Consider the following 22,790-nt stretch of genomic DNA (forward strand, 5'->3'; position numbering starts at 1 on the left):
CTCGGAGTTTTTTTAGTATAATTTGTTGTCATTGTCATCCACAACAGCAATGTCTGGATTGATCATACCAGCGTCGCCAGTCAGGTATAAAGTGTTTTTGTCTTTTTTGTAATCTAATTTTATATTTTCATTCAAGTCGTCTAAGTGGGTACTTTGAGTGTAAATATCACCGATAGTAGACTCGATAGGTGTGTCTAGTTCTGGATGATCAGTAGTTACTAATTTTAAAGAAAATTCTCCTCTGATCCCACATGCAAAACCACCTGGAACATCGTTGTAAGAAAGAGCCAATTGCCCTTTATGCTGCTCTTGAATGTGAGCTAAGCGTTCTTGAGCTGATTCAGTTACCGTTAAAAACATGGAATGCCTTCTTTCGTTTGAGTTATTCTTATTATTTGTAAGTGATTATACTATAACGCATTTTTTACAAAAAGTCCATGCCATTGCTTAAAGCAGCTGTTGTCCTTCTTGATCTGTGATGATGACGTTCGGGTTCAACATCCCAGATTCACCTTTTAATTCGAGCGTATTTTTTGCCGGTTTATAATCTAAGGTCATCTGTTGATCTAAATAGGAAAGACTCCATTTTTGTATCGGCAATTTACCAAGAGATGTTTCGATTTCGCCGTCCATGTCAGGGTTTGGAGTGTTTTGTAACTGAAGAGTAAAAATACCTGTATTTCCACACTCGCATCCAACTTTTGATTCATAATAGATAGCCAAGTTACCTTGATTGGAAGATTCAGCTTTCTTGATCCGCTCGTGTGCAGCATCTGTAATAGTCAAAAACATTAGAAAAACCTCCTTTGTACATCAAATGGTAGACCTATTCTCTAGTAGAATAGGGATGTTTCATCTATAGTATACTATTTTTTCAATTATTAACCAACCACTGCTAAAGCGTTTTGAGTAGGAGTAGTAAGGAAAAGTGGGGGTCTACTTAACAAGTTAGAGTGAAAAAGATGCAGGGATGTCAAGTAGAAGGGGTCTACTTGAGAAGTTGAAGTAAAAAAGGTGTTGGGATGTCAAGTAGAAGGGGTCTACTTAACAAGTTAGAGTGAAAAAGATGCAGAGATATCAAGTAGAAGGGGCCTACTTAACAAGTTAGAGTGAAAAAGGTGCTGTGATATCAAGTAGAAGGGGTCTACTTAACAAGTTAGAGTGAAAAAGATGCTGTGATATCAAGTAGACGGTGTCTACTTGATAAGTTGAAGTAAAAAAGGTGTTGGAATGTCAAGTAGACGGTGTCTATTTGATAAATTGAAGTAAAAAAGGTGCTGTGATATCAAGTAGAAGGTGTCTATTTGATAAGTTGAAGTAAAAAGATGCTGTGATATCAAGTAGAAGGGGTCTACTTAACAAGTTAAAGTAAAAAAGATACAGGGATATCAAGTAGAAGGAGTCTACTTGATAAGCAGCAGCTAAAACAGTGTGGAGTTGGTGTTTAGCAGCAGAATACTCCACCAATAAGAATGTTACACCAGCTAAGGAATGATTTAGCTGTATCTCCAGTTCGGTTTGTTTAACAATTATTTTTCATGTAGTATAGGTTGAAAGAAATCTAATAATAAGAGGTGCGAAAAGTGATTCGACAAGCTGAGTTGAAAGATACAGAAAAACTGATAGAAGGAATTCTAGCCATTTGGAGAGATATGGAGGCGCCATTTGTGACAGAGATTCCTCTAGCAGAGTTGAAAGAAATAATAAGTGAAAGTATGAATCAGGAAGATTTTCGATTCCATTATGCCAACGGGATTGTTTATGAAATTGATGGTAAGATTGCTGGGTTTGCTTACGGGTATAAAGGTGAAATGGAAGAAGGGATCGACCAAGGTTTCAAACAACTACTAATTGATCGAGGTTATCACCATAAAATCAATCTGACATTTGATTTGGAAACAGAGCCTGGAGAATGGTATTTAGATATGTTATATACCTATCCTGACTTTCGAAAACAAGGGGTAGCGACTAAACTATTGGCTGAATTACCCGCTGCGGCTAAAAAAGCTGGAGAAACGGCGATAGGATTAAACTGTGATGTAGCAAACCCAACAGCAAAAAACTTGTATGAAAACCAAGGGTACAAAAAAATAAAAACCATCACAATTGTTGGTCATGAGTATGATCACATGGTAAAAAATATTGATTAAAAAACTACAAAACGGCATCAGAGCCTACTCGCTCTGATGCCGTTTTGACAATTTTTAAATCGGATGTATCGCAACCGTTTTTTTCTTTTTGACTGTTAAGAAGTCTTGCTGACGTCTTCGTGCATAATGGTCCACGATCAAAGCAATGACCACACAAAGAGGAGCTTGATGCGGTTCATGGACTGTTAAGGCATAGAAATCGCCTCGTGCAAAGCAACTTTTTTCCATTTCCATAATGGTAGTGGTACCGCGGCGAATCACGTAATGGCCGCGTTCAAAGTCACCGGAGACTATCCAATTCAATTTATGAACCTTGAAATAGGTTTTAGAAAAAGCAACATGCTTGGTAATGGTGCCGATTTTTTCTCCTCGTACATATAAATCAAATTTAGGCAATAAGGAGAGCGTTACTTGTTTTACCTTCACAAGCAGCGAACCGTTCATAGCATATAGCGAAATTGAGTCTCCTACTCGTCCCCAAGTTCCTACAGCTAAAAATACATCTTCTCCAGCATGGTTTTTCACGATCACTTTATCTTGTTTTGAGACAAATTCTTCTCTCATATAAAGTCGAACCATTTTTATCCACACCTCTAATGATTATGACTTAGTTTATTGTGTTAGAAAATAAGCAACACTTATACCTTTATCGTTTAAGAAATAACGACTATTCTATACCATACTTATTATACCAAAAAAAGAAGAAAAATCGAATACCTGACTATTACTATTGTTTGATTTGCGAAATGATAAAGTAACAGAACTTTAACGTATAAAATGGTAAACTGGACTAAGATACAAAAAACGGATTATTCAGGAGGAATCAGTTATGAAAGCTATCGTCACAGTTATCGGAAAAGACAGAGTAGGGATCGTCGCAGGAGTCAGTAAAAAATTGAGTGACTTGAACATTAACATCAACGATATTTCACAAACGATTATGGAAGGCTACTTTACCATGATGGTATTGTGTGATTTGTCCTATAGTGAATTAGAGTTCAGTCAAGTAAAAGAAGAGCTTGCTGCTGTAGGAGAAGAGTTGGAAATAAAGGTGCGCATCCAACGTCAAGAAATCTTTGATGCTATGCACACGTTATAAAAGGAGTACACAAAATGGAAATCACAAACATAGTCGAAACGGTTCGCATGATTGAAGAAGAAAATTTGGATATTCGTACAATAACGATGGGGATTTCATTATTGGATTGCATTGATGCAGACGGAGAAAAAGCTCGTCAAAAAATCTACGATAAAATCACCACCAAAGCAAAAAATTTGGTGAAAGTAGGAGAAGAAATCGAAATGGAATATGGAGTTCCGATCATCAACAAACGGATCTCAGTCACTCCTATTTCACTCATCGCGGGGGCTTCATCTGACAGCGATTATGTTGCGTATGCTAAAACCCTTGATGCAGCAGCAAAAGAAGTAGGCGTCAACTTTATCGGCGGATTTTCAGCGTTGGTTGAAAAAGGCTATCATAAAGGAGATGAAATTTTACTTCGCTCTATCCCAAGAGCCTTAGCAGAAACAGAAAGAGTTTGTTCTTCTGTTAATATTGGTTCTACGAAAGCCGGAATCAATATGGATGCAGTGCGAGATATGGGAGAGATCATTAAAGAAACGGCTGAATTGACTGAGGATACTCAAGGATTAGGTTGTGCAAAACTAGTCGTTTTTGCTAATTCAGTAGATGATAATCCATTTATGGCCGGCGCTTATCATGGAGTTGGAGAAGCTGATTGTGTAGTAAGTGTCGGAATCAGCGGACCGGGCGTTGTAAAGAAAGCTTTGGAGAAAGTAAAAGGGGAACCATTCGATATTTTGGCTGAAACAGTGAAGAAAACAGCTTTTAAAATTACAAGAATGGGGCAATTGGTAGGGCAAGTAGTTTCTGAACGATTGAATGTTCCATTTGGTATCGTGGACTTGTCTTTAGCGCCTACACCTGCAATAGGAGATTCTGTTGGTCGTATTTTAGAAGAAATGGGACTGGAGAGAGTAGGAACTCATGGGACAACAGCTGCTTTAGCGTTGTTGAACGATGCGGTGAAAAAAGGCGGCGTGATGGCTTGTGGTCATGTAGGCGGTCTGTCGGGAGCTTTCATTCCTGTCTCAGAAGATGAAGGGATGATTGAAGCGGTAGAGATCGGTGCTTTGAACATCGAAAAATTAGAAGCTATGACCGCTATTTGTTCCGTTGGATTAGACATGGTAGCTGTACCAGGAGAAACTTCAGCCACTACGATATCTGCTATCATTGCAGACGAGGCAGCTATTGGAGTTTCTAATCATAAAACGACAGCTGTGCGTATTATCCCAGCACCAGGAACAAAAGTAGGAGACCGAGTTGAACTAGGCGGACTATTAGGAACAGCCCCAGTAATGGCCGTAAACCCATTCGGATCAGAAGACTTCATCCAAAGAGGCGGAAGAATCCCAGCACCACTACACTCATTCAAAAATTAGAGCGCTAAAAAAAGCGTTTAGCTCACCGAACAAAATCACTTTAAGGATTGTTAGGTTCTTTCTACCTAACATCCTTAAAGTGATTTTGGCAGTGTGAGTTGCTTTTTTTTAGCGCGTTTAAGACCAAGAGCGTGGAGAAAAACGTTTTGGCTTTAAACGACAAACCCATAAAAAGACAGCTTACCCGATAAGGATAAGCTGCCTTTTTGCTTAGAAACAAGTGACTATGCAGCTGATTTGATGACGGTACTCAAATCGTGCAGTGCTTTTACCACGTCATCCAGTTTGGTTTCCATGCGTTGCAATAAAATCAATGAAATAAAAATTGGAAAACCAACATTACTGATCAATTCTATTACAGAAGTCCACCACTGTATTTCTGTTCCCATGCACTCACTCCTTTCAAAATAGACTTATCTCTAATGGAATAACGTTTGAAATAAAAAACTGTCACCTTAGATTATACGCGTTTTTAAACCAGAAAGCGGTTTCGGTCAATTTTAAGTGGTTAACTGCACATGGAGAGACAATGAAATAACTTGGTGGAAGCGTTATACTAAAAGAGCGTTAATAGAAACCGATTGCGTAACAAAATCTACCTGTCTTATTTCTATGAACCTTTAAAGAAATAAAGACTTTTAATCTTCCAGCAATGAAAGCGGTTATAAAATCATTATTTGAATAGGCAAGATTTAAGCAATAAGGTGGCTAAGTACTTAAACAATAAAAATTTAAGGACAGGTGAAGTTAACATGACAAAAAAAGTTAGACTTGGCATTATTGGACTTGGAGCTCAAGGAAGTATGTATGCTAAATTTATCAAAGACGGCATGGTACCAAGTATGGAAATTGGGGCTATTTGCGACATCGACACAAGTAAAGAAGCTATTGCAAATACAGATTATCCAGGAGTTCCTTTCTATGAAGATTATATTGAAATGATGGAAAGTGGAAAAGTGGATGCTATTATCACTACTGTTCCGCATTACCTTCACCCTGAAATGGGAATTGAAGCTTTGAAACGCGATATTCATGCATTGGTTGAAAAACCTGCAGGGGTATATACAAAACAAGTGAAAGAATTAAATGAATATGCAGCATCTAAACCAGAATTGACATTTGGAATTATGTTCAACCAACGAAACAATCCTTTATACAAAAAAATCAAAGAGATTGTAGACAATGGCGAGATCGGAAAAATTCGTCGTACGAACTGGATCATTACAAACTGGTGGAGACCTCAACCTTACTACGATCAAAGTGAATGGAGAGCAACATGGGGCGGAGAAGGTGGAGGAGTTTTAGTCAATCAAGCACCTCACCAATTAGACTTATGGCAATGGATTTGCGGTGTTCCAGAATCTGTTTACTCTAAAGTAGCCTATGGATTCAGACGTGACATCGTAGTTGAAGATGAAGTTACTGCAGTAGTCGATTATGGTGATGGAGCGACTGGAACTTTTGTAACAGCAACTCATGACATTATTGGTACTGACCGTTTTGAAATCTTGGGAGACCAAGGGAAAATCGTAGTAGACGGAAGTAAAACAGCAACTGTCAGCCGTTTGAAAAAGCCAGAACGTGAATTAAGCGACAGCATGGATATGGAAGACGTGAAAAAATTATTCATGGGTCAAATGAACGTAGAAGAACTATACAGCCAAGAAGTCATTGAATTTGATAGTCCATGGGGCGAACAACATTCAGGCGTATTGGAAAACTTTGCAGCAAACATTTTGGATGGTACTCCTTTATTGGCACCTGGTTCTGATGGAATCAAAGGAGTTCGCTTAGCAAATGCAATCCATCTTTCAAGCTGGACAGGCCAAGAAGTTAGTTTAGAAAATCTAGACGAAGAATTGTATTTAGAAGAATTAAACAAACGTATTCGTGAAGAAGGGAGATTTTCTGAAAGAAAGTCTTCTGTAAGGAATTCTGTTGACTAAAGAAGCCGCAATGACAAGGAGCGAATAACTATGTTAAGGGTTGGTTTAATCGGATTAGGAGAAGTTTCGGGTGTACATGTAAATGCAATCAATGCTAGTGAATGTGGAGAGCTGGTTGCCGTATGTGATAGTGATCCGGATAGAAAAAGCGAATGGACGGAGTTTCCTTTTTTCAGCGATATGGAATCGATGCTGCAAAAGATGAAACTGGATGTCGTACACATCTGTCTGCCGCATTATTTGCATCAGTCGGCAACGGAATTGTGTGTGAAATACGGAGCTCATGTTTATTTAGAGAAACCTATTGCTATCAACTACGAGGAGTCTTTAAAACAGCTCGAATTAGCTGAAAGTACAGATCGTAAAATATGTGTGAGCTTCCAAAACCGCTACAATAAAAGCTTTATGAAGCTAGTTGAAATCCTTCAAAACGAAGATGTTGGTGAAATCACTTCTATTAAAGGATTAGTCACTTGGTTCAGACCAGAAAGCTACTACACTTCTAAGCCATGGCGCGGACGAAAAGCAGAAGCTGGATATGGATCTATCATCAATCAGTCGATTCATACACTGGACTTGATTCAACTCATTGGCGGCAAATTAGAGAGCTGCAAGGCTACTTTATCTAACTTGACGGACTACGATATTGAAGTAGAGGACACAGCTAGTGCGACATTCACGTTCCAATCAGGCGTGAAAGCTTTCTTTCATGCAACCAATGCCTATACAGAAAATTCGTCCGTCGAATTGCAAGTCATTACAGAAAAAGAAAAATTTACGATCAAAGACAGCCGTTTATACTTTACGAATGAAAATGGAAGAAAAGAAGTCATCGAAGAAGACGACCGGATTCCAGGATCGAAATTCTATTATGGAATGGGACACCGAATCTTGATAGAGCGATTCTATAGAAGTATTTTAAATCATACAGAAGACTATGTTCATATCAGAGAAGTTGTTCCTTCAATGGAAATGATTGAAATGATGGACCGTTCTTCTAAAGATATGGGAAACGCACAACGCGTGAAAAGAGAGGAGCTTTTACATGGCACAACAAGTAAAAATCGGAGCACAAGGGTATACGCTGAAGAAACAATTTAGCGAACTAGGCCCTTATGAAACGTTAAAAAGAGTAAGTGAGTTAGGCTATAATGCAGTGGAAATTTCTCAAGTAGAAATGACTCCGGAAAATGTAGCAGAAATCAAACGAGCTTCAAAAGAATTCGATATGGAGATCGCTTCTTTATCAGCAGGATTAAAACCTATGATGGAAGGACAAGAATCATTGTCTACTCATTTAGACAAGATCATTGAAGACTGCAAGACATTGAATACAGATATTGTCCGTATCGGTATGCTGCCGTTTGAAGCGATGGCTTCATTGGATAAAGTAGTAGAATTTTGTCATGAAGCAAATGCAGTAGCAGAAAAGATGAAAGAACACGGCATCAAATTATACTACCACAACCACCACATAGAATTTGTTAAATACGATGGACGCTATTTATTGGATATCATTCGCGATGAAGCTCCATTGTTGGGCTTTGAATTAGATGTTCACTGGGTGCAGCGTGGAGGACGCAATCCTGTAGAAGTATTGAAAGAATATGCTGGGAAAGTGGACTTGGTTCATTTGAAAGATTACCGAATCGTTCCAGTTCCTCAAGAAGCAGTAGATGAGTTATTGAAAGGCAATGGAGGAGACTTCATGAATGCATTCACTAACAATATCCAATTTGCTGAATTAGGACAAGGAACATTGGACTTGCCAGCGATCATCGAACAAAGTATCGCCAGTGGAGCTCGTTATTTGCTGGTAGAACAAGACGAGCAGTATGGACGCGATCCGTTTGATTGTTTAGCAGATTCTTGCGACTATTTAAAAGAAGCAGGATATGCAGACTTATTTTAATCATTCAAAAACACATAGAGGAGAAGCTGGAAAATAATTTTCATATGTTGCATATTTACGAGTAGTGGATTCGTAAACGTGCTCAAAAAGGCAGCCCCGACGACCATCCACGAATCATGCTCGGGTGGTCGATGACCATCCGAGCATGATTCGTGGATGGTCATGGGGCTAAGCGCCTTTTTTCCCACTCTCCTCTTTTATATTGATGAAGAACGAAAGAAGGGAAGACGAAATTATGGCTAATAATGATGGAATGAATCATGCTCCAAAAGGAAAAGTAAATAGAGTTGTAAAAGAAGGCGAATTCAATTTTGCGGTAGCGGCTTTAGATCATGGGCACATTAATGGGATGACTAACGGACTACTTGAAGCAGGTGCTACTTTAAAATGGGTATACGATCCAGATGCAGAGAAAGTGGCTGCTTATAGAGAACAATTTCCGCAAGCACAAGTAGCGCAATCATTGGAACAAATTTTAGAAGATTCAGATATTCATTTGGTAGCAGCAGCGGCTATTCCAAATAAACGTAGTGAACTTGGAAACCAAGTGATGAAAGCCGGAAAAGACTATTTTACCGATAAAACAGCGTTTACGACTTTGGATCAATTAGAAGAAACCAAACGTGTCGTTGCTGAAACGGGACAAAAATTCTGGATCTATTTCAGTGAAAGATTGCACGTAGAAGGTGCTGTATTTGCTGGTCAATTGATCAAAGATGGTGCTATTGGAGAGGTGATCCAAGTAACTGGATTTGGTCCGCACCGCTTAGTCAAAGAAAAACGTCCAGATTAGTTCTTCAATAAAGAACAATACGGCGGTATTCTATGCGATATCGGCAGTCACCAAATCGAACAATTCTTATACTTTAGCGGAAATGAAGATGCAGAAATACTGCACAGTAAAGTTGGTAATTACGCAAACCCTGACACTCCAGAATTAGAAGATTATGGGGACGCTACGCTGATCGGAGCGAATGGAGCTACATTTACCTTTAAAGTAGATTGGTTCACTCCAGACGGCTTGAATACCTGGGGAGATGGACGTGTGTTCATTACCGGGACAAAAGGGACAATTGAGGTCCGCAAATATATTGATGTGGCGCGTGAAGAAACAGGAGATCATTTATACTTGGTAACAGCTGAAGGAGAAAAGCATTACTCTTTAGCTGGAGAAGTAGGATTCCCATTCTTTGGTGAAATGATTAAAGACTGCATCAATCGTACGGAACATGCAATGACTCAAGAACACATCTTTAAAGCACAAGAACTTTGCTTAAAAGCTCAAGAACAAGCTATGGTTATCCAATCTAGCATATAACAAAAAAAGAGTTGGACGAGAATGCCTCGTCTAACTCTTTTTGTATTTTAAATGATAGATTTTTATTGACGTAGAACTAATAAGATGTGTAGTAAATAAGTTTTTTACTTAATTCACGTTCAACTTCTCTTCTAAACGGTCATTGAAAATCAATGATATACCTTCTGCAACTCCATTTTCGCTGTTAGAAGATGTCAAGTACCTTGCTACTCGTTTTGCTTCTTCTGCGCCATTTTCCATAGCGAAACTGTATCCAGTGATTTCCAACATAGATAAGTCATTGATGTTATCCCCAAACGTCATCACATCTTCCAAATCGATATCCATTCTATCAGCCAGCTCGCGAACCGCAATGCCTTTTTGAGCTTCAATATGGTTGATCTCGATATTATTCTCAAAAGAAGAAGTGATGGCCAGATCACCAATCATATTTAATTCAGCTGAAATAGGATTTAGTGTTTTTGCACCATCTTGACTGAATGCAATAATTTTCAAGACATCTATCGTCTCATCTTCAATCAATTTATCATAATTATCGATGTAATGGATATTCATGATCTCCAAACGAGCTGCAGCTAATACGACAGCCATTTTATAGGTAGTATCAGGGTTCGTTTCAAAAAGCAAAGAAGCAACAGACTCGATACGTTTTGCTCTATTGTCTGAAAAGATTCCTTTACCGGTAGTGATCTCACAATACAAATTGTTCTCTCTGATAATTGTCAGGATTTTACGAGCTGTAGCTTTGTCGATGCCAGCCGTTTTTAAAATCGTTCCATGTTCATCATAAACTTGAGCACCATTTAAGGTTATGATCGGACAGTTCAATTCAACTTCTTCCAATAAAGGTTTAGCTTCCGTGTATCCACGTCCAGTAGCTACTACAAAAGGAATCCCTCTTTTTTCTGCTTCGCGAATTGCTGAAGCATTTGCTATCGAAATCTGCATCTTTTCATTCAGCAATGTTCCATCCATATCCGATACGATCAATTTTACCATTTTCCAGCCTCCAGAATTGTTTGATTACTTCCAGTTTAGCATGACAAAGTCAAAATAGCACATTAAAATAAGGAGGGGTTATTTCTTGTGAAAGAAAAACAACTCTTGTAGGATAAAGACAGGATAATAGAGATAGAAAAGAGGAATAAATGTGACGATTCCAGTTGAAAACGATTGGGCACCTATTTTAAAAGAAGCTAGTGAGACTACTAGTTACCAACAATTGAGAGAATTTTTAAAAAAAGAATACGAAACAGAGACTATTTACCCAGAAAAAGAAAATATCTGGCAAGCATTCGAATGGACGCCTTACAGCAAAGTCAAAGCTGTCATTTTGGGACAAGACCCTTACATTCGAGAAAACCAAGCACACGGACTGAGCTTTTCTGTAAAACCGGGGGTAAAAGTACCGCCTTCGTTAAAAAACATCTATAAAGAATTGGAATCCGACTTGGGGTATCCACCTGTAGATCATGGGTATTTAAAATCTTGGGCAGAGGAAGGAGTATTGTTGCTGAATACTGTACTGACTGTTAGAGAAGGTCTGTCTCATTCTCACAAAGGAAAAGGTTGGGAAGCGTTGACTGATTTTGTGATTCAAAAGCTGAATGAACGAGAAGAGCCGATTGTGTTTATTTTATGGGGAAATCCTTCTATCAAAAAAAGAACGTTGATTGATGAGACGAAACACATTGTTTTAACATCGCCGCATCCAAGTCCTTTATCCGCCAGAAGAGGTTTTTTTGGAACTAAACCGTTTTCTAAAACGAACGAAGCTTTGATACAAAGCGGACAGGAACCGATCAATTGGAAATTGCCTGTTGCAGCAAAAGAAACGACACCGTGAAACTGTAATAGTTTTATCCTATAAATAAAAGTTATTTGTGTAATAAGTATAAAAGATAGTTGAAACAACTGTATTTTTTCGTGATATAGTAGTATCATAGAAACTGTAGTATAAAACGATGTTGGAGGGAATTAGATTGGAACTATTTGAAAGTTTAAAATCCAAAGTTTTAGGAAAAAATGTGCGCGTGGTTTTTCCAGAAGGAACTGAACCTCGTATTTTAGGAGCAGTTGTACGTTTACAAGCTGAAAACCTAGTACACCCAGTACTTTTAGGAAACGTTGAGGAAATCAAACAATCGGCTAAAGATCATGGATTTGATGTTGAAAATATCGAGATCATCGATCCAAGCAGCTATGGCGAAATGGAAGAAATGGTAGCAGCCTTTGTAGAACGTCGTAAAGGAAAAGCAACTGAGGAACAAGCTCGCGAAATCTTGAAAGACGAAAACTACTTCGGAACAATGTTGACTCATATGGACAAAGTAGACGCTCTTGTAAGTGGAGCTGTTCACTCAACTGGAGACACTGTTCGTCCAGCATTGCAAATCATCAAAACTAAACCAGGCGTTAGCCGTACAAGTGGTGCGTTTATCATGATGCGTGGCCGTGGACAAGAAAAATACTTGTTCTCTGACTGTGCAATCAACGTGAACCCTTCTGCACAAGAGTTAGCTGAGATCGCTGTTGAAAGCGCTAAAACGGCGGAAATGTTCGATATCGATCCTAAAGTAGCTTTGTTGAGCTTCTCAACTAAAGGTTCTGCTAAAGCTGAAGAAGTTACAAAAGTAGCTGAAGCAACAAGAATCGCTAAAGAACTGGCTCCACAATACGAAATCGATGGAGAGATGCAATTTGATGCAGCTTTCGTTAAATCTGTAGCAGATCAAAAAGCACCAGGTTCAAACGTTGCTGGAGAAGCTTCAGTATTCGTATTCCCAGAATTGCAATCAGGAAACATCGGTTACAAGATCGCTCAACGTTTTGGAAACTTTGAAGCTATTGGACCAATCTTGCAAGGACTAAATAAACCAATCTCTGATCTTTCTCGTGGATGTAACGAAGAAGATGTTTACAAAACAGCGATCATCACAGCTAACCAAGCTCTATAATCTGCTGTTGTTCACTTTAAAATGGACAGACTAAAAAGGCGCTCTTAGGAGCGTCTTTTTTTATGGGCTGATTTTGAATTCAATCGGGTTCGTTTTTCGAAAGTAAAAGACTTCTTTTGGAATCAATGTTAAAATAATCCATAAATACTTGTCTAAAGAAAGGTGAGTTTGATGCTGACATTTTACGCAAAAGACGAACAAGAAACGAAAAACATCGCAGCAAGCTTAGCAAAACTGTTGAATGCTGGGGATGTTGTATTGCTGGAAGGAAATCTAGGTGCTGGAAAAACAACCTTCACTAAAGGATTAGCTGAAGGATTGGGCATTAAAAGAGTCATCAAAAGCCCTACCTATACATTGATTCGCGAATATGATGAGGGACGAGTGCCTCTTTACCACATGGATGTTTATCGTTTAGAAGAAACTGGTGGTACAGATCTAGGTTTAGAAGAATATTTTGAAGGAGAAGGCGTCTCTGTGATTGAATGGGCCACGTTTATCCCTGAAGATATTCCAGAACAGCATTTAGAAGTCCAACTAAAACCAGTAGGGGAAGAGCTGATGGAACGTAAAATCACTTTTATCCCAAAAGGTGAACGCTATGAAGCTTTGATTGAAGAGTGGAAACAACTAGAAGGAGAATAGTGTATGGGAGAAAAAGTAGATGTGGTCATCAGAGAAGCTGTTCCAAAAGACGCGGAAGGCATCTTAGCCCATTTAAGCAGCACAGCTCTTGAAACCGGGTATATGACGATGGGAGAAGAAGGCCCAGGCATTACAGTAGAAGAAGAACAAGAACAATTGGCCAAACTGTATGAGTCGGATAATAACGTTTTGCTGGTAGCCTTGATCGACGGGAAAATCGTGGGTACGGCTTCTATCCATGGTTCTTCAAGTCCAAAACTGAAGCATATCGGGGAAGTAGGAATTGTGATTGCAAAAGAGTATTGGGGCTTTGGATTAGGAACGACGATGATGGAAGAATTGATTTACTGGGCAAATGAGCAGTCAAAACTCAAACGTCTGGAACTGACTGTACAAGCCAGAAATAAAAAGGCTCGTCATTTGTATGAAAAATTAGGATTTCAATTAGAAGCTATTATGCCGCGCGGAGTAAGAGACAATGGAGAGTATTTAGATGTTTGCTTGATGAGTATGATGATTGGTGAAATAGACGAAACTAGTCGTACATAAGACTTGGTTTTAGCAAAAGAAAAAAGCAAAGATTTACTGCAAGCTACTGTGCATCACTGAGGTATAAACATTAGGCAATGCAGATACAGATGATAAGAGGGATAACATGAAAAATATTAAAATGAAGATCGAGTACGATGGCGGCAGATACTTAGGCTGGCAAAGACTGAGTAATTCAGATAAAACGATTCAAGGGAAAATAGAAAACATCTTAACAAACATGACAGGAACGAAAGTGGAGATCATCGGATCAGGACGTACGGATTCGGGGACACATGCTAAGGGACAGATAGCTAATTTTAAGACAGATTCGACTATGGCTTTTACAGACATGCTGGACTATCTTAATCGTTATCTACCACAGGATATTGTCGTAAAGAAACTAGAAGAAGTACCTGAAAGATTTCACGCACGATATAATGCGGTTGGAAAGACTTACAGTTATCGCATATGGAATAATACGATCCCATCGGCATTTGAGCGTAATTACAGCTATCAGTATCCAGATAAACTAGATATCGATAAGATGAATGAAGCGTGCGAAAAACTGATAGGTACACATGACTTTATCGGTTTTTCTTCTCTTAAGAAGTCTAAAAAATCAACTGTCAGAACGATTGACGAAATCAAGATTCAAAGAGAAGGCAACATCATCCGCTTTACCTTCACGGGAAATGGTTTTTTGCATAAAATGGTCAGAATTATTATGGGAACTCTTTTGGACATTGGAGCCGGAGTGATGGAATCGGAATATATAGATACCATCTTTAAAAGCGGCGTCAGAAGCCAAGCTGGCGAGACAGTGCCCGCTCAAGGATTGTTCTTAGAAGAAGTTTATTACACTAAATAATACTAGTTTTACTGCTCTTTCTGTAACCAACATGCTATAAAGATTTCCGTACTCTCTCTTTAATAGAGAGAGTTTTTTTGTACAAAAAAATGACAAAAATTTTATGAAAAAAAGGATTGTTTCTTAGTCTTTTACCGTATATAATTTGATTTGCCGCAAAGATGAAGGGAACTACATAACCAAAAACTTGATCCTATAGAGTAGACAGACTAGATGGTTCGAATTGGACTTGCGAGTAGAAGATAGGTTGACGAAAGTCACAAAAAAGGAGAATTAAAATTGTTAAACGTAACCTATATTATGCCAAAAACTGGTATTCGCAAAGCTGCTCTTTCAGATTTACCAGACATAGTAAGAATTTATAATGACGCTGTTTCGTTAGGCGGAATTACTTGCGACATTGATCTATTCACGACAGAAGAAAGAGTTCCTTGGTTTGAATCGCATCAATCCAGTGAATATCCATTGTTTGTCTATGAAGTGGATGGAGATATTGCAGGATACAGCCATTTAAGTGCTTATCGAGCTGGAAGAAGAGCGGTAGAAAAAGTAACTGAGATCAGTTACTACGTAAATAAACAGTACCGCAAACAAGGAATCGGATCTCTTCTGGTCAGTCATACAATCAATCAAGCTATAGAGATAGGATACGAACAGATCATTGCAATGATCGTAGAAGGAAATCAAGGAAGCGAAAATATGCTTTTGAAACATGGATTCTGTCAATGGGGACGTATGCCTAAAGTAGCCGTATTCAATGGAAACAGACATGATCATATCTATTATGGGTTAGATTTGATGAATTAGATGTAGAGAACTCTTACGCTGAAAATTAAAGCGTAAGAGTTTTTTGTTTTTTATTGACTATTTCTTAATCTTTGTTATACTTATTATATAACAAGTGGAAGGGTGATGAAAAATGATTATCGAAATCAATCCTCATGATGAAACACCTATCTACACGCAATTGATGTATCAGATCAAAAAAAATATTATTCTGGATCGACAATCAGTAGAGGATGGATTGCCGAGTGTTCGAAGTCTGGCAAGCGACTTGGGAATCAATATGCATACTGTAAACAAAGCATACAACCTGTTAGTAGATGAAGGCATGCTGATCAAAAGCAAAAGAGGGTATTTTATTCAAGATAGAGCTACTATGAAGCCGCATGATAATGTGAAACAAGCGATGTTGGAAAAGTTGTCACAAGTCCAAATCGATGCGGAAATTTATGGTGTGTCTGAACAACTGATTGAAGAATGGTTGACGGATATCAAAAAGCAATTGAAAGGTGAGGTGAAATAACATGTGGCTATTTTATAGTATAATGATAGGTATTTTTCTGATTTTAGGTTTTGTCAACGGATTGACTCCTTACTATAGCAGGAGAGGGACACCCTTTGGGATAACCGTTCCAAGTTCTCACCAACAAGATTCGTTTATTCAAATGCGAAAGAAAAGATTTTTCATCCAAAATGTTCTGCTGAGTATTCTTTTATCTATACCTATTGTGTTCTTTTCCAATTTTGAAGATCAAACTGCACAAGACATGTGGAGTGGTGTCTATGTAATAGGTGCTATGTTGGTGTTTTTTGTACTAACTTTTGTATTGTATCTGAAAAACAGAAAAGCTATCCAACTGTGGAAAAAAGAAGAGCAGATTATTGTAGAAATTAAAAAAGAACGTATTGTGGTGGATACCAACTATCATAGAGACCTTAACGCCGTTTCTACTCGAACCATAGTCATTGTCCAATTAGTAATCGTCTTGATATCGGTTGCTGTAATAGGGTTCTTTTATGATCGGATTCCAAATCAATTCCCAATTCATTGGAATAGTCAAAATATTCCGGATCGGTCAGTAGAAAAGTCGCCATTATCAGTTATGATGATGCCTACAATGCAATTGTTGATGATACCAGTTTTAGCTTTCAGCCATTATGCTTTTATCAAATCAAAACAAAAATTACTAGCAAATTATCCTCAAATCACGAGCTATCAAAGCAAAAAGTTTCGTCGAGCTTGGTCCATCAACTTTTTAGTAACCTCAATAGCTACACAATTGTTATTGACATCGACGAATTTCTTTTCTCTGTTTTTCGCGGAAGATATGGCTTTTGGATGGATGGGACTATTGATTGGCCTATTCATCTTCGGTATTGTGGGTTATAGCTCATTCTTAACATGGAAATATGGGCAAGGCGGAGAAAAGCTGGTCTTTTCGGAAATAGACGAGCCGGTAGAAGAAGTGACAGAAGTAGATGAAGAAAAGTATTGGAAATTAGGCGTCTTTTATTATAATCCAGATGATCCGTCTATTTTTGTAGAAAAAAGATTCGGTATCGGCAGTACAATCAACTTGGCGAGATGGCAATCTTGGGCTTGTATTACTGGATTAGTACTTTTTTGTATTTTTCTTGGAGTTATTCCATTGCTTATGGAATAAGATTTATACGAGGTTTTACCTTAGAGCATTCATTGCGACCGCGCGGTGAATGCTTTTTTGGTTATATGGATTCAATTGGTTTAGTAAATCTTTTACTTTTTATAAGTGTTGTTTTTTGTATTTAAGAATTAAAAAAAGTTATAATAAATGTGCAATAATGAAACCGATTTCTAACAACTGGAGGATGATACTATGACTTTAAAAAGTACTATAGAATTAGCTAACGGAGTGGCCATGCCGACATTTGGTTTAGGTGTTTGGCAAATGAAAGACGGAGAAGAAGTTTCTAATGCGGTTAAATGGGCAATAGAAGCAGGTTATATCAGTATTGATACAGCTGCAGAATATGGCAATGAATCAGGCGTTGGAAAAGGCATCAAAGAATCTGGCATCAATAGAGAGGATCTTTTTGTAACTACTAAGGTCAGAAGTGAGATGCAAGGATATGAAAGTACTTTGCAAGCTTATGAAGATAGTTTAGAACGATTGGGATTAGATTATGTTGATTTATATTTAGTCCATTGGCCAGTCGAAGGAAAAACAAAAGATACATGGCGTGCATTAGAAAAATTATACAAAGATAAAAAAGTAAGAGCTATTGGGGTATGTAATTTTCACGTCCATCATTTTGAAGAATTGTTGAAGGATGCTGAGATTGTTCCGATGGTTAACCAAATTGAGCTTCATCCCCTATTATCTCAAGAACCGATACGCGAATACTGCAATGAACACAATATTGTAGTCGAAGCTTATTCCCCATTAGGAAGCGGAAAGATCCTCAATCACCCAGTGATTCAAGAAATTGCTGAAAAATACAATAAAACTGTAGCTCAAGTGCTGCTGCGTTGGGACATCCAAATTGGTGTTGTGACGATACCTAAATCAACCCACAAAGAAAGAATTTATGAAAATGCTGATATTTATGATTTTGAATTGACACAAGAAGATATGGATAACATCAATGCGCTGAATAAAAATGAACGTGTTGGAGGAAATCCAGAAAACTTGCCAATCTAAAAGATTGGTTTTCTTTGGGCAAATTTTATTTTTTGAAGGATCGAGTTGGACAGGTGAATAATCATTTTATAGGAGGATAAGAATATGAAAAAAGTATTGTTGTCTACTTTATTAGTAGGTTCGCTATTTTTAGCAGCTTGTGGAAACGGTTCTGGCGGAGGAAATGCCAATGAAACTGAAGATGGTAAAGTGCAAATCACTTTCTTGAACGGCTTCACGGGCGGTGATGGTGGTTACATGAAGAAAATCACGGATGGGTTCAACGAGTCTCAAGATGAATACCTGGTAGAAGAAGTACAAGATAAAGACCATTACACAAAATTTAAAACAGGAGATTATGATTTAGTGGTGATCCATGCCAACAACCTTGAAACATATAAGCAAGATGGCATGATCCAAGATATCAATCCATTGATGGAACAAGCCGGATTAAGTATTGGTGACTTTCATGAAGCTGCAGAAAATCTAGTGACTTTTGATGATGGTACCTATGGTATTCCATTAGACATTCATCCGTTAACCGCATTTTATAACAAACAATTGTCTCCAGAAGCTCCTGAAAACTATGAAGACTTGGTAGCTTTGACGGAAGAATTGCAAAGTCAAGATCCTAACTTGTATGCAGCAGGAGTCCCTAACGCCGGACTAGTAGAATATTACATTATGACAGCTGCTATTCAAAACAACATTGAGCTGCTTGATGGGAATCATTTGAACTTTGCTCAAGAAGAATTAGCTGATGCTTTAATGGTTTACCACGACATGGTTTGGAAAGATAATATCTCGCCAGCTGGATTAGGATTAGATGGTGAATTCCAAGCCTTCATGAAACAAGTAGAAGAAGGAAATACCGGTGTTCAAACAGCGGTAGCTCTTACAGGACCATGGTACTATCAAGCTGTTTCAGAAACATATGGTGAAGATCTTGGTATCACTTCTATGCCTCAAATTGGAGATGAACCTGGAGTATATGGAGGATCTCACACGATTGCTTTGCCATCCTCTGTAACGGATGAAAAAGAGATGGAGGCTATTTCAGCATTCGTTGAATACATGTATCAGCCAGAAAACTTAGCAAATTGGGCAGAGTCTGGACAAGCTCCGCTGCACACAGCAACGTTGGACTTGATTGCAGAAGACCCAGAAAAATATCCTTTAGCGAATGAAAATGCTAAACAATTCGATACAGTGACTGGTGCTCCTCAAGTTTATCAATTTGGAGAACAAATGAGATACATGATTGAAAATGTGTTTAGTATGTTGGTGACGGAAGAAAACTTGACGAAGGAAGATTTGATGGCTGAACTGCAAATCGCCACAGATAACGCGCAGCAAATTGCCGATACCGCTCCTGAACAGTAATTTAAACTAAATCTATGCATTACATTATTTGGGATTGGAAACTCTCTTTCAGAGTTGCAGATTTACGAATATTGGATGCGTAAACGTGCGCAAAAAGGCAGCCTCGACGTCCATTCACGAGTCACGCTCGGGTGGTTGATGACCATCCGAGCATGATTCATGGATGAATAGGAGGCTAATCGCCTTTTTCCCACTCTCAAATGTAAAAGGAGGATTCAAATGAAGATTTCTAAAATATGGTCAACAGTGATGTATTTGCCTTTTTTTATTTGTTTTGTCCTGTTCTGGGCTATACCGGTTTTCTACGGTATTTATATTAGTCTTCATGAGTGGTCTCTCTTTGGAGGAAACGGCGGTTTTGTCGGTTTAGAAAACTATATAACTGTGCTGTCTGGAGATAATATGTTCAGTGTTTCTTTTTATAGAGGCTTAGAAAATACATTAGTGTTTGTAGGGTTCAGTGTGATCCCATTAGTATTGGTCAGTTTAGGGCTGGCTTTATTAGTAAATAATATTCCAAAGAAACTAAAAGTTTTTTTCAGAACAACCTTTTTTATTTCCTATGCTGTTTCTGTAACAGCCGTATCAGCTATTTTTAAATGGTTGTTCACTGGAAACGGAGGATACATCAATAATGTTTTGAATACGCTCAATATTGCTCCTTTGAACTGGCTGAATGAACAACCGTATGCTTGGATAACGATTTTGATCGCTACAGTTTGGTGGACGATCGGATACAATATGATCTTATTTATCAATGCTTTAGACGAAGTGGATTACAATTTATATGAAGCAGCAGGGCTGGATGGGGCCAATTGGTGGAAAAAATTTCGCTATGTTACCTTCCCCTCTATAAAAGGTGTTTTTATCTTTGTGCTGATGACGACAATCATTGCTTCATTCAACCTCTACGGACAAACATTGCTGATTACTGCAGGCGGACCGCAGCAAAGTACACAATCACTTATCATGGTCATCCAACAAGTGGTCTTTTCTCAAAATAATCTAGGCATCGGTACGACTATGGCAGTTATTATGGGAGTTATCATGATGGTGATAACAGGTGCACAATACTGGTATGCCTACAGAAAAGACTAGGAGGGGATAGAAAATGAAATCAAAGAAAAAAGACATTACTGTAACGCTGATCTCTACAGGCGTGGCTCTGATTTTTCTATTGCCGATCGTCTGGATGATCTTCACTTCTTTTAAAGAATTAGGTGAATCATTGTCTACTTCATCACTAATACCGAAAAGTTGGACAATAGAAAACTACACGAGTATTTTTGGAGCTGATGCGGATGCTCCTATCTTAACTTGGTTAATGAACACAGCTATTGTTACTACAGCGGGGACGGCCTTGGTGGTTTTCGTGGATGTATTAGCAGCTTATACATTAGCTAGATTGAATTTGCCGGGGAAAAAAATATTTTTGAGTATTGTTGTGGGGGCTTTGACCATCCCTGGAATTGTCACACTATTTCCTGCTTTCTTTTTATTTAGAGAAGTTGGATATCTGGATACCTATGCACCATTGATATTGCCTTACTCAGCGGGAACGATGGGCGTTTTCCTGATTTATAACTTTTTGCGGGATTTTCCTCGAGATTTGGAAGAAGCGGCAATCATTGACGGAGCAAACTTATGGCATATCTTGAGACATGTAATCATGCCTACGATCAAACCAGTTGTAGCCACTTTGACGGTCATTACATTTTTAGCGATTTACAACGACTTCCTATGGCCTTCTCTGGTAACGAGTTCGGATGATATGAAGACAGCTACAGTAGGACTTGCTAACTTGATTCAAGGGTCAAACTTTGTCAATCCGGGTAAAATGATGGCTTCTACAGTGGTTGCCACGGTACCTGCCTTGATTATCTTTATTTTTGCCAATAAATACTTTGTTCGAAGCGTGACGAATACAGGAATCAAATAATTTACGTAAGAAACGCAATGCCTTTAGTGTAGAAAGAAGGGTATTGCGTTTTTTATGGAATAATACCTTCGTTTTTCATGCGAGAAAGGAGCAGACTATGAAATGGAATAAACGGAATAAGATCATTGTTTTCATTGTCCTGAGTATCATTCTGATTGCAGGAATGGTTCTGATTTATACTCAAAGTCGTCCAACTTATCAAAATCCTATCGGAGAAATGACAGATATCGGTGACCCTTATGTGTTAAAAGTAGAGGATCAATATTACATGTATGCCACTTCAGAACCGCATGTGGGTTTCAAAGTGTGGCAATCGGATGATTTAGTCAATTGGGAAGAACAGGTAGAGTTAGCCTACGACCATGAGCTGCAAGAAGACAAATGGGCAATAGGAGACTTTTGGGCTCCTGAAGTGATTGAATATGAAAACCAGTTTTACATGGTCTATAGTGCTAGAGAATATATCGGCAGTTTAAAAATCGCCATAGCGGTCAGTGATAGTCCGTTGGGTCCATTTGAAGATGTGGCAGTAGACATTATCCCTGAGGAAGGTTCTTATATCGATGGGCATATTTTTATAGATGAGGGCTCAGGGCAACCTTACTTATATTATGTAAAAGACAATTTTGAAAATATTATTGATGGAGATCATGTCAGTCAAGTTTATGTTAGAGAAATGAGTGACGATTTGCTGACAGTAGAAGGGGAAGAGACGTTATTATTGACCCCCGATCAATCTTGGGAGACGCCATATGGGGAATACCAGTGGAATGAAGGACCATATGTATTGGAAGAAGAAGGCACTTATTATTTGATGTATTCAGCCAATTACTTTGCCAGTCCGTTGTACGCTGTAGGATATGCTACAGCAGATAATCCGCTGGGACCATTTGAGAAAGCGGAAGAGAATCCTATTCTGTCGGAAGATGTGGAGAACGGCATCTCGGGACCTGGGCACAATAGTGTAACAGTAGGGTTGGATAACGAAACGCTCTACACGATTTATCATATGCATACGGATCCCACGGAACCTAGTGGCGACCGGAAAGTAGGGATGGATCTGATCTATATTGAAAATGGCAAACTGATTATTGAGGGACCCACTTATACAGAGCAGGAATTGAAGTAAAGTGGTGGAATGAGGATATACAGTTTCCTTAGCTTGAACTGGTTTAAAGATGCTGTGTAAAAGGGTTAGGGGTTCTACTTGATAAGTAGGCTCAAAAAAT

The 22,790-nt window shown here is 38.5% G+C and carries 25 protein-coding genes and 1 pseudogene; 21 read left to right on the forward strand and 5 right to left on the reverse strand.

Features of this window, described 5'->3' with window-relative positions:
- Window positions 1-12 precede the first annotated feature (12 nt).
- Window positions 13-360, reverse strand: a complete 348-nt coding sequence (locus BM137_RS00680; RefSeq protein WP_092479168.1) for an iron-sulfur cluster biosynthesis family protein — start codon at window positions 358-360, stop codon at window positions 13-15.
- An 87-nt stretch (window positions 361-447) separates the two neighbouring features.
- Window positions 448-792: an iron-sulfur cluster biosynthesis family protein gene (locus BM137_RS00685; RefSeq protein WP_092479170.1), complete on the reverse strand. Its 345-nt coding sequence runs from the start codon at window positions 790-792 to the stop codon at window positions 448-450.
- 791 nt (window positions 793-1,583) lie between these two features.
- On the opposite strand from BM137_RS00685, the gene BM137_RS00690 reads away from it, so the two are divergent.
- Entirely contained in the window at window positions 1,584-2,150 is a 567-nt protein-coding gene (locus BM137_RS00690) for a GNAT family N-acetyltransferase (protein ID WP_092479172.1), read from the forward strand.
- A 54-nt stretch (window positions 2,151-2,204) separates the two neighbouring features.
- On the opposite strand, the gene BM137_RS00695 is transcribed toward BM137_RS00690, so the two are convergent.
- Window positions 2,205-2,729, reverse strand: a complete 525-nt coding sequence (locus BM137_RS00695) for an LURP-one-related/scramblase family protein (protein ID WP_092479174.1) — start codon at window positions 2,727-2,729, stop codon at window positions 2,205-2,207.
- 250 nt (window positions 2,730-2,979) lie between these two features.
- On the opposite strand from BM137_RS00695, the gene BM137_RS00700 reads away from it, so the two are divergent.
- Together BM137_RS00700 and BM137_RS00705 are read left to right on the forward strand one after the other, a co-directional pair.
- The gene (locus tag BM137_RS00700; protein WP_092479176.1) at window positions 2,980-3,249 is read left to right on the forward strand and encodes an ACT domain-containing protein; all 270 of its coding nucleotides are present in this window, start codon (window positions 2,980-2,982) and stop codon (window positions 3,247-3,249) included.
- Window positions 3,250-3,263: 14 nt separating this feature from the next.
- On the forward strand, window positions 3,264-4,619 hold the full coding sequence (locus BM137_RS00705; RefSeq protein ID WP_092479178.1) for a PFL family protein: 1,356 nt from the start codon (window positions 3,264-3,266) through the stop codon (window positions 4,617-4,619).
- A 224-nt stretch (window positions 4,620-4,843) separates the two neighbouring features.
- Here the strand turns inward: BM137_RS00705 and BM137_RS00710 are convergent, their stop codons facing one another.
- A complete protein-coding gene (locus tag BM137_RS00710) occupies window positions 4,844-5,008 on the reverse strand; it encodes a YvrJ family protein (RefSeq protein ID WP_092479180.1) in 165 nt (54 codons plus the stop codon).
- A gap of 363 nt (window positions 5,009-5,371) precedes the next feature.
- Here BM137_RS00710 and BM137_RS00715 point away from each other — a divergent pair, with 363 nt between their 5' ends.
- The 5 genes and pseudogenes from BM137_RS00715 to BM137_RS11335 all read left to right on the forward strand — a co-directional run.
- The gene (locus tag BM137_RS00715; RefSeq protein ID WP_092479182.1) at window positions 5,372-6,565 is read left to right on the forward strand and encodes a Gfo/Idh/MocA family protein; all 1,194 of its coding nucleotides are present in this window, start codon (window positions 5,372-5,374) and stop codon (window positions 6,563-6,565) included.
- 30 nt (window positions 6,566-6,595) lie between these two features.
- The gene (locus BM137_RS00720; protein ID WP_092479184.1) at window positions 6,596-7,666 is read left to right on the forward strand and encodes a Gfo/Idh/MocA family protein; all 1,071 of its coding nucleotides are present in this window, start codon (window positions 6,596-6,598) and stop codon (window positions 7,664-7,666) included.
- On the forward strand, window positions 7,611-8,477 hold the full coding sequence (locus BM137_RS00725; RefSeq protein WP_092479187.1) for a sugar phosphate isomerase/epimerase family protein: 867 nt from the start codon (window positions 7,611-7,613) through the stop codon (window positions 8,475-8,477). The genes BM137_RS00720 and BM137_RS00725 overlap by 56 nt, the downstream gene beginning before the upstream one ends.
- 235 nt (window positions 8,478-8,712) lie before the next feature.
- On the forward strand, window positions 8,713-9,270 hold the full coding sequence (locus BM137_RS11330) for a Gfo/Idh/MocA family protein (protein WP_244887616.1): 558 nt from the start codon (window positions 8,713-8,715) through the stop codon (window positions 9,268-9,270).
- 12 nt (window positions 9,271-9,282) lie between these two features.
- A pseudogene (locus BM137_RS11335) lies at window positions 9,283-9,795 on the forward strand (Gfo/Idh/MocA family protein); the annotation flags it as partial.
- A 108-nt stretch (window positions 9,796-9,903) separates the two neighbouring features.
- Here BM137_RS11335 and BM137_RS00740 read toward each other — a convergent pair.
- Window positions 9,904-10,794 (reverse strand): Cof-type HAD-IIB family hydrolase, encoded by an 891-nt coding sequence (locus BM137_RS00740; RefSeq protein WP_092479190.1) that lies wholly within the window; start codon window positions 10,792-10,794, stop codon window positions 9,904-9,906.
- 151 nt (window positions 10,795-10,945) lie between these two features.
- Here BM137_RS00740 and BM137_RS00745 point away from each other — a divergent pair, with 151 nt between their 5' ends.
- From BM137_RS00745 to BM137_RS00805, 13 genes are all read left to right on the forward strand, one after another.
- Window positions 10,946-11,641: a uracil-DNA glycosylase gene (locus BM137_RS00745; protein ID WP_092479192.1), complete on the forward strand. Its 696-nt coding sequence runs from the start codon at window positions 10,946-10,948 to the stop codon at window positions 11,639-11,641.
- Between the two features lie 136 nt (window positions 11,642-11,777).
- On the forward strand, window positions 11,778-12,752 hold the full coding sequence (gene pta, locus BM137_RS00750) for a phosphate acetyltransferase (RefSeq protein ID WP_092479194.1): 975 nt from the start codon (window positions 11,778-11,780) through the stop codon (window positions 12,750-12,752).
- A gap of 171 nt (window positions 12,753-12,923) precedes the next feature.
- A complete protein-coding gene (tsaE, locus tag BM137_RS00755; protein ID WP_092479195.1) occupies window positions 12,924-13,397 on the forward strand; it encodes a tRNA (adenosine(37)-N6)-threonylcarbamoyltransferase complex ATPase subunit type 1 TsaE in 474 nt (157 codons plus the stop codon).
- A 3-nt stretch (window positions 13,398-13,400) separates the two neighbouring features.
- The gene (locus BM137_RS00760; RefSeq protein ID WP_092479197.1) at window positions 13,401-13,946 is read left to right on the forward strand and encodes a GNAT family N-acetyltransferase; all 546 of its coding nucleotides are present in this window, start codon (window positions 13,401-13,403) and stop codon (window positions 13,944-13,946) included.
- Between the two features lie 106 nt (window positions 13,947-14,052).
- The gene (gene truA, locus BM137_RS00765; RefSeq protein WP_092479199.1) at window positions 14,053-14,796 is read left to right on the forward strand and encodes a tRNA pseudouridine(38-40) synthase TruA; all 744 of its coding nucleotides are present in this window, start codon (window positions 14,053-14,055) and stop codon (window positions 14,794-14,796) included.
- Between the two features lie 279 nt (window positions 14,797-15,075).
- The gene (locus BM137_RS00770) at window positions 15,076-15,603 is read left to right on the forward strand and encodes a GNAT family N-acetyltransferase (RefSeq protein WP_092479201.1); all 528 of its coding nucleotides are present in this window, start codon (window positions 15,076-15,078) and stop codon (window positions 15,601-15,603) included.
- Between the two features lie 112 nt (window positions 15,604-15,715).
- A complete protein-coding gene (locus BM137_RS00775) occupies window positions 15,716-16,102 on the forward strand; it encodes a GntR family transcriptional regulator (protein WP_092479203.1) in 387 nt (128 codons plus the stop codon).
- Window position 16,103: 1 nt separating this feature from the next.
- Window positions 16,104-17,243, forward strand: a complete 1,140-nt coding sequence (locus tag BM137_RS00780; RefSeq protein WP_092479205.1) for a DUF1648 domain-containing protein — start codon at window positions 16,104-16,106, stop codon at window positions 17,241-17,243.
- A 192-nt stretch (window positions 17,244-17,435) separates the two neighbouring features.
- Window positions 17,436-18,260: an aldo/keto reductase gene (locus BM137_RS00785; protein ID WP_092479207.1), complete on the forward strand. Its 825-nt coding sequence runs from the start codon at window positions 17,436-17,438 to the stop codon at window positions 18,258-18,260.
- A gap of 84 nt (window positions 18,261-18,344) precedes the next feature.
- Window positions 18,345-19,622 carry an extracellular solute-binding protein gene (locus BM137_RS00790; protein WP_092479209.1) on the forward strand — a complete coding sequence of 426 codons (1,278 nt, stop codon included), beginning with the start codon at window positions 18,345-18,347 and terminating at the stop codon, window positions 19,620-19,622.
- A 219-nt stretch (window positions 19,623-19,841) separates the two neighbouring features.
- On the forward strand, window positions 19,842-20,720 hold the full coding sequence (locus BM137_RS00795; RefSeq protein ID WP_092479211.1) for a carbohydrate ABC transporter permease: 879 nt from the start codon (window positions 19,842-19,844) through the stop codon (window positions 20,718-20,720).
- A gap of 13 nt (window positions 20,721-20,733) precedes the next feature.
- Window positions 20,734-21,561 carry a carbohydrate ABC transporter permease gene (locus BM137_RS00800; protein WP_092479213.1) on the forward strand — a complete coding sequence of 276 codons (828 nt, stop codon included), beginning with the start codon at window positions 20,734-20,736 and terminating at the stop codon, window positions 21,559-21,561.
- A gap of 97 nt (window positions 21,562-21,658) precedes the next feature.
- Window positions 21,659-22,690, forward strand: a complete 1,032-nt coding sequence (locus tag BM137_RS00805) for a glycoside hydrolase family 43 protein (RefSeq protein WP_218147480.1) — start codon at window positions 21,659-21,661, stop codon at window positions 22,688-22,690.
- Window positions 22,691-22,790 lie beyond the last annotated feature (100 nt).

The organism is Desemzia incerta (genome assembly GCF_900115825.1).
Taxonomy (GTDB): Bacteria; Bacillota; Bacilli; order Lactobacillales; family Carnobacteriaceae; genus Desemzia; species Desemzia incerta.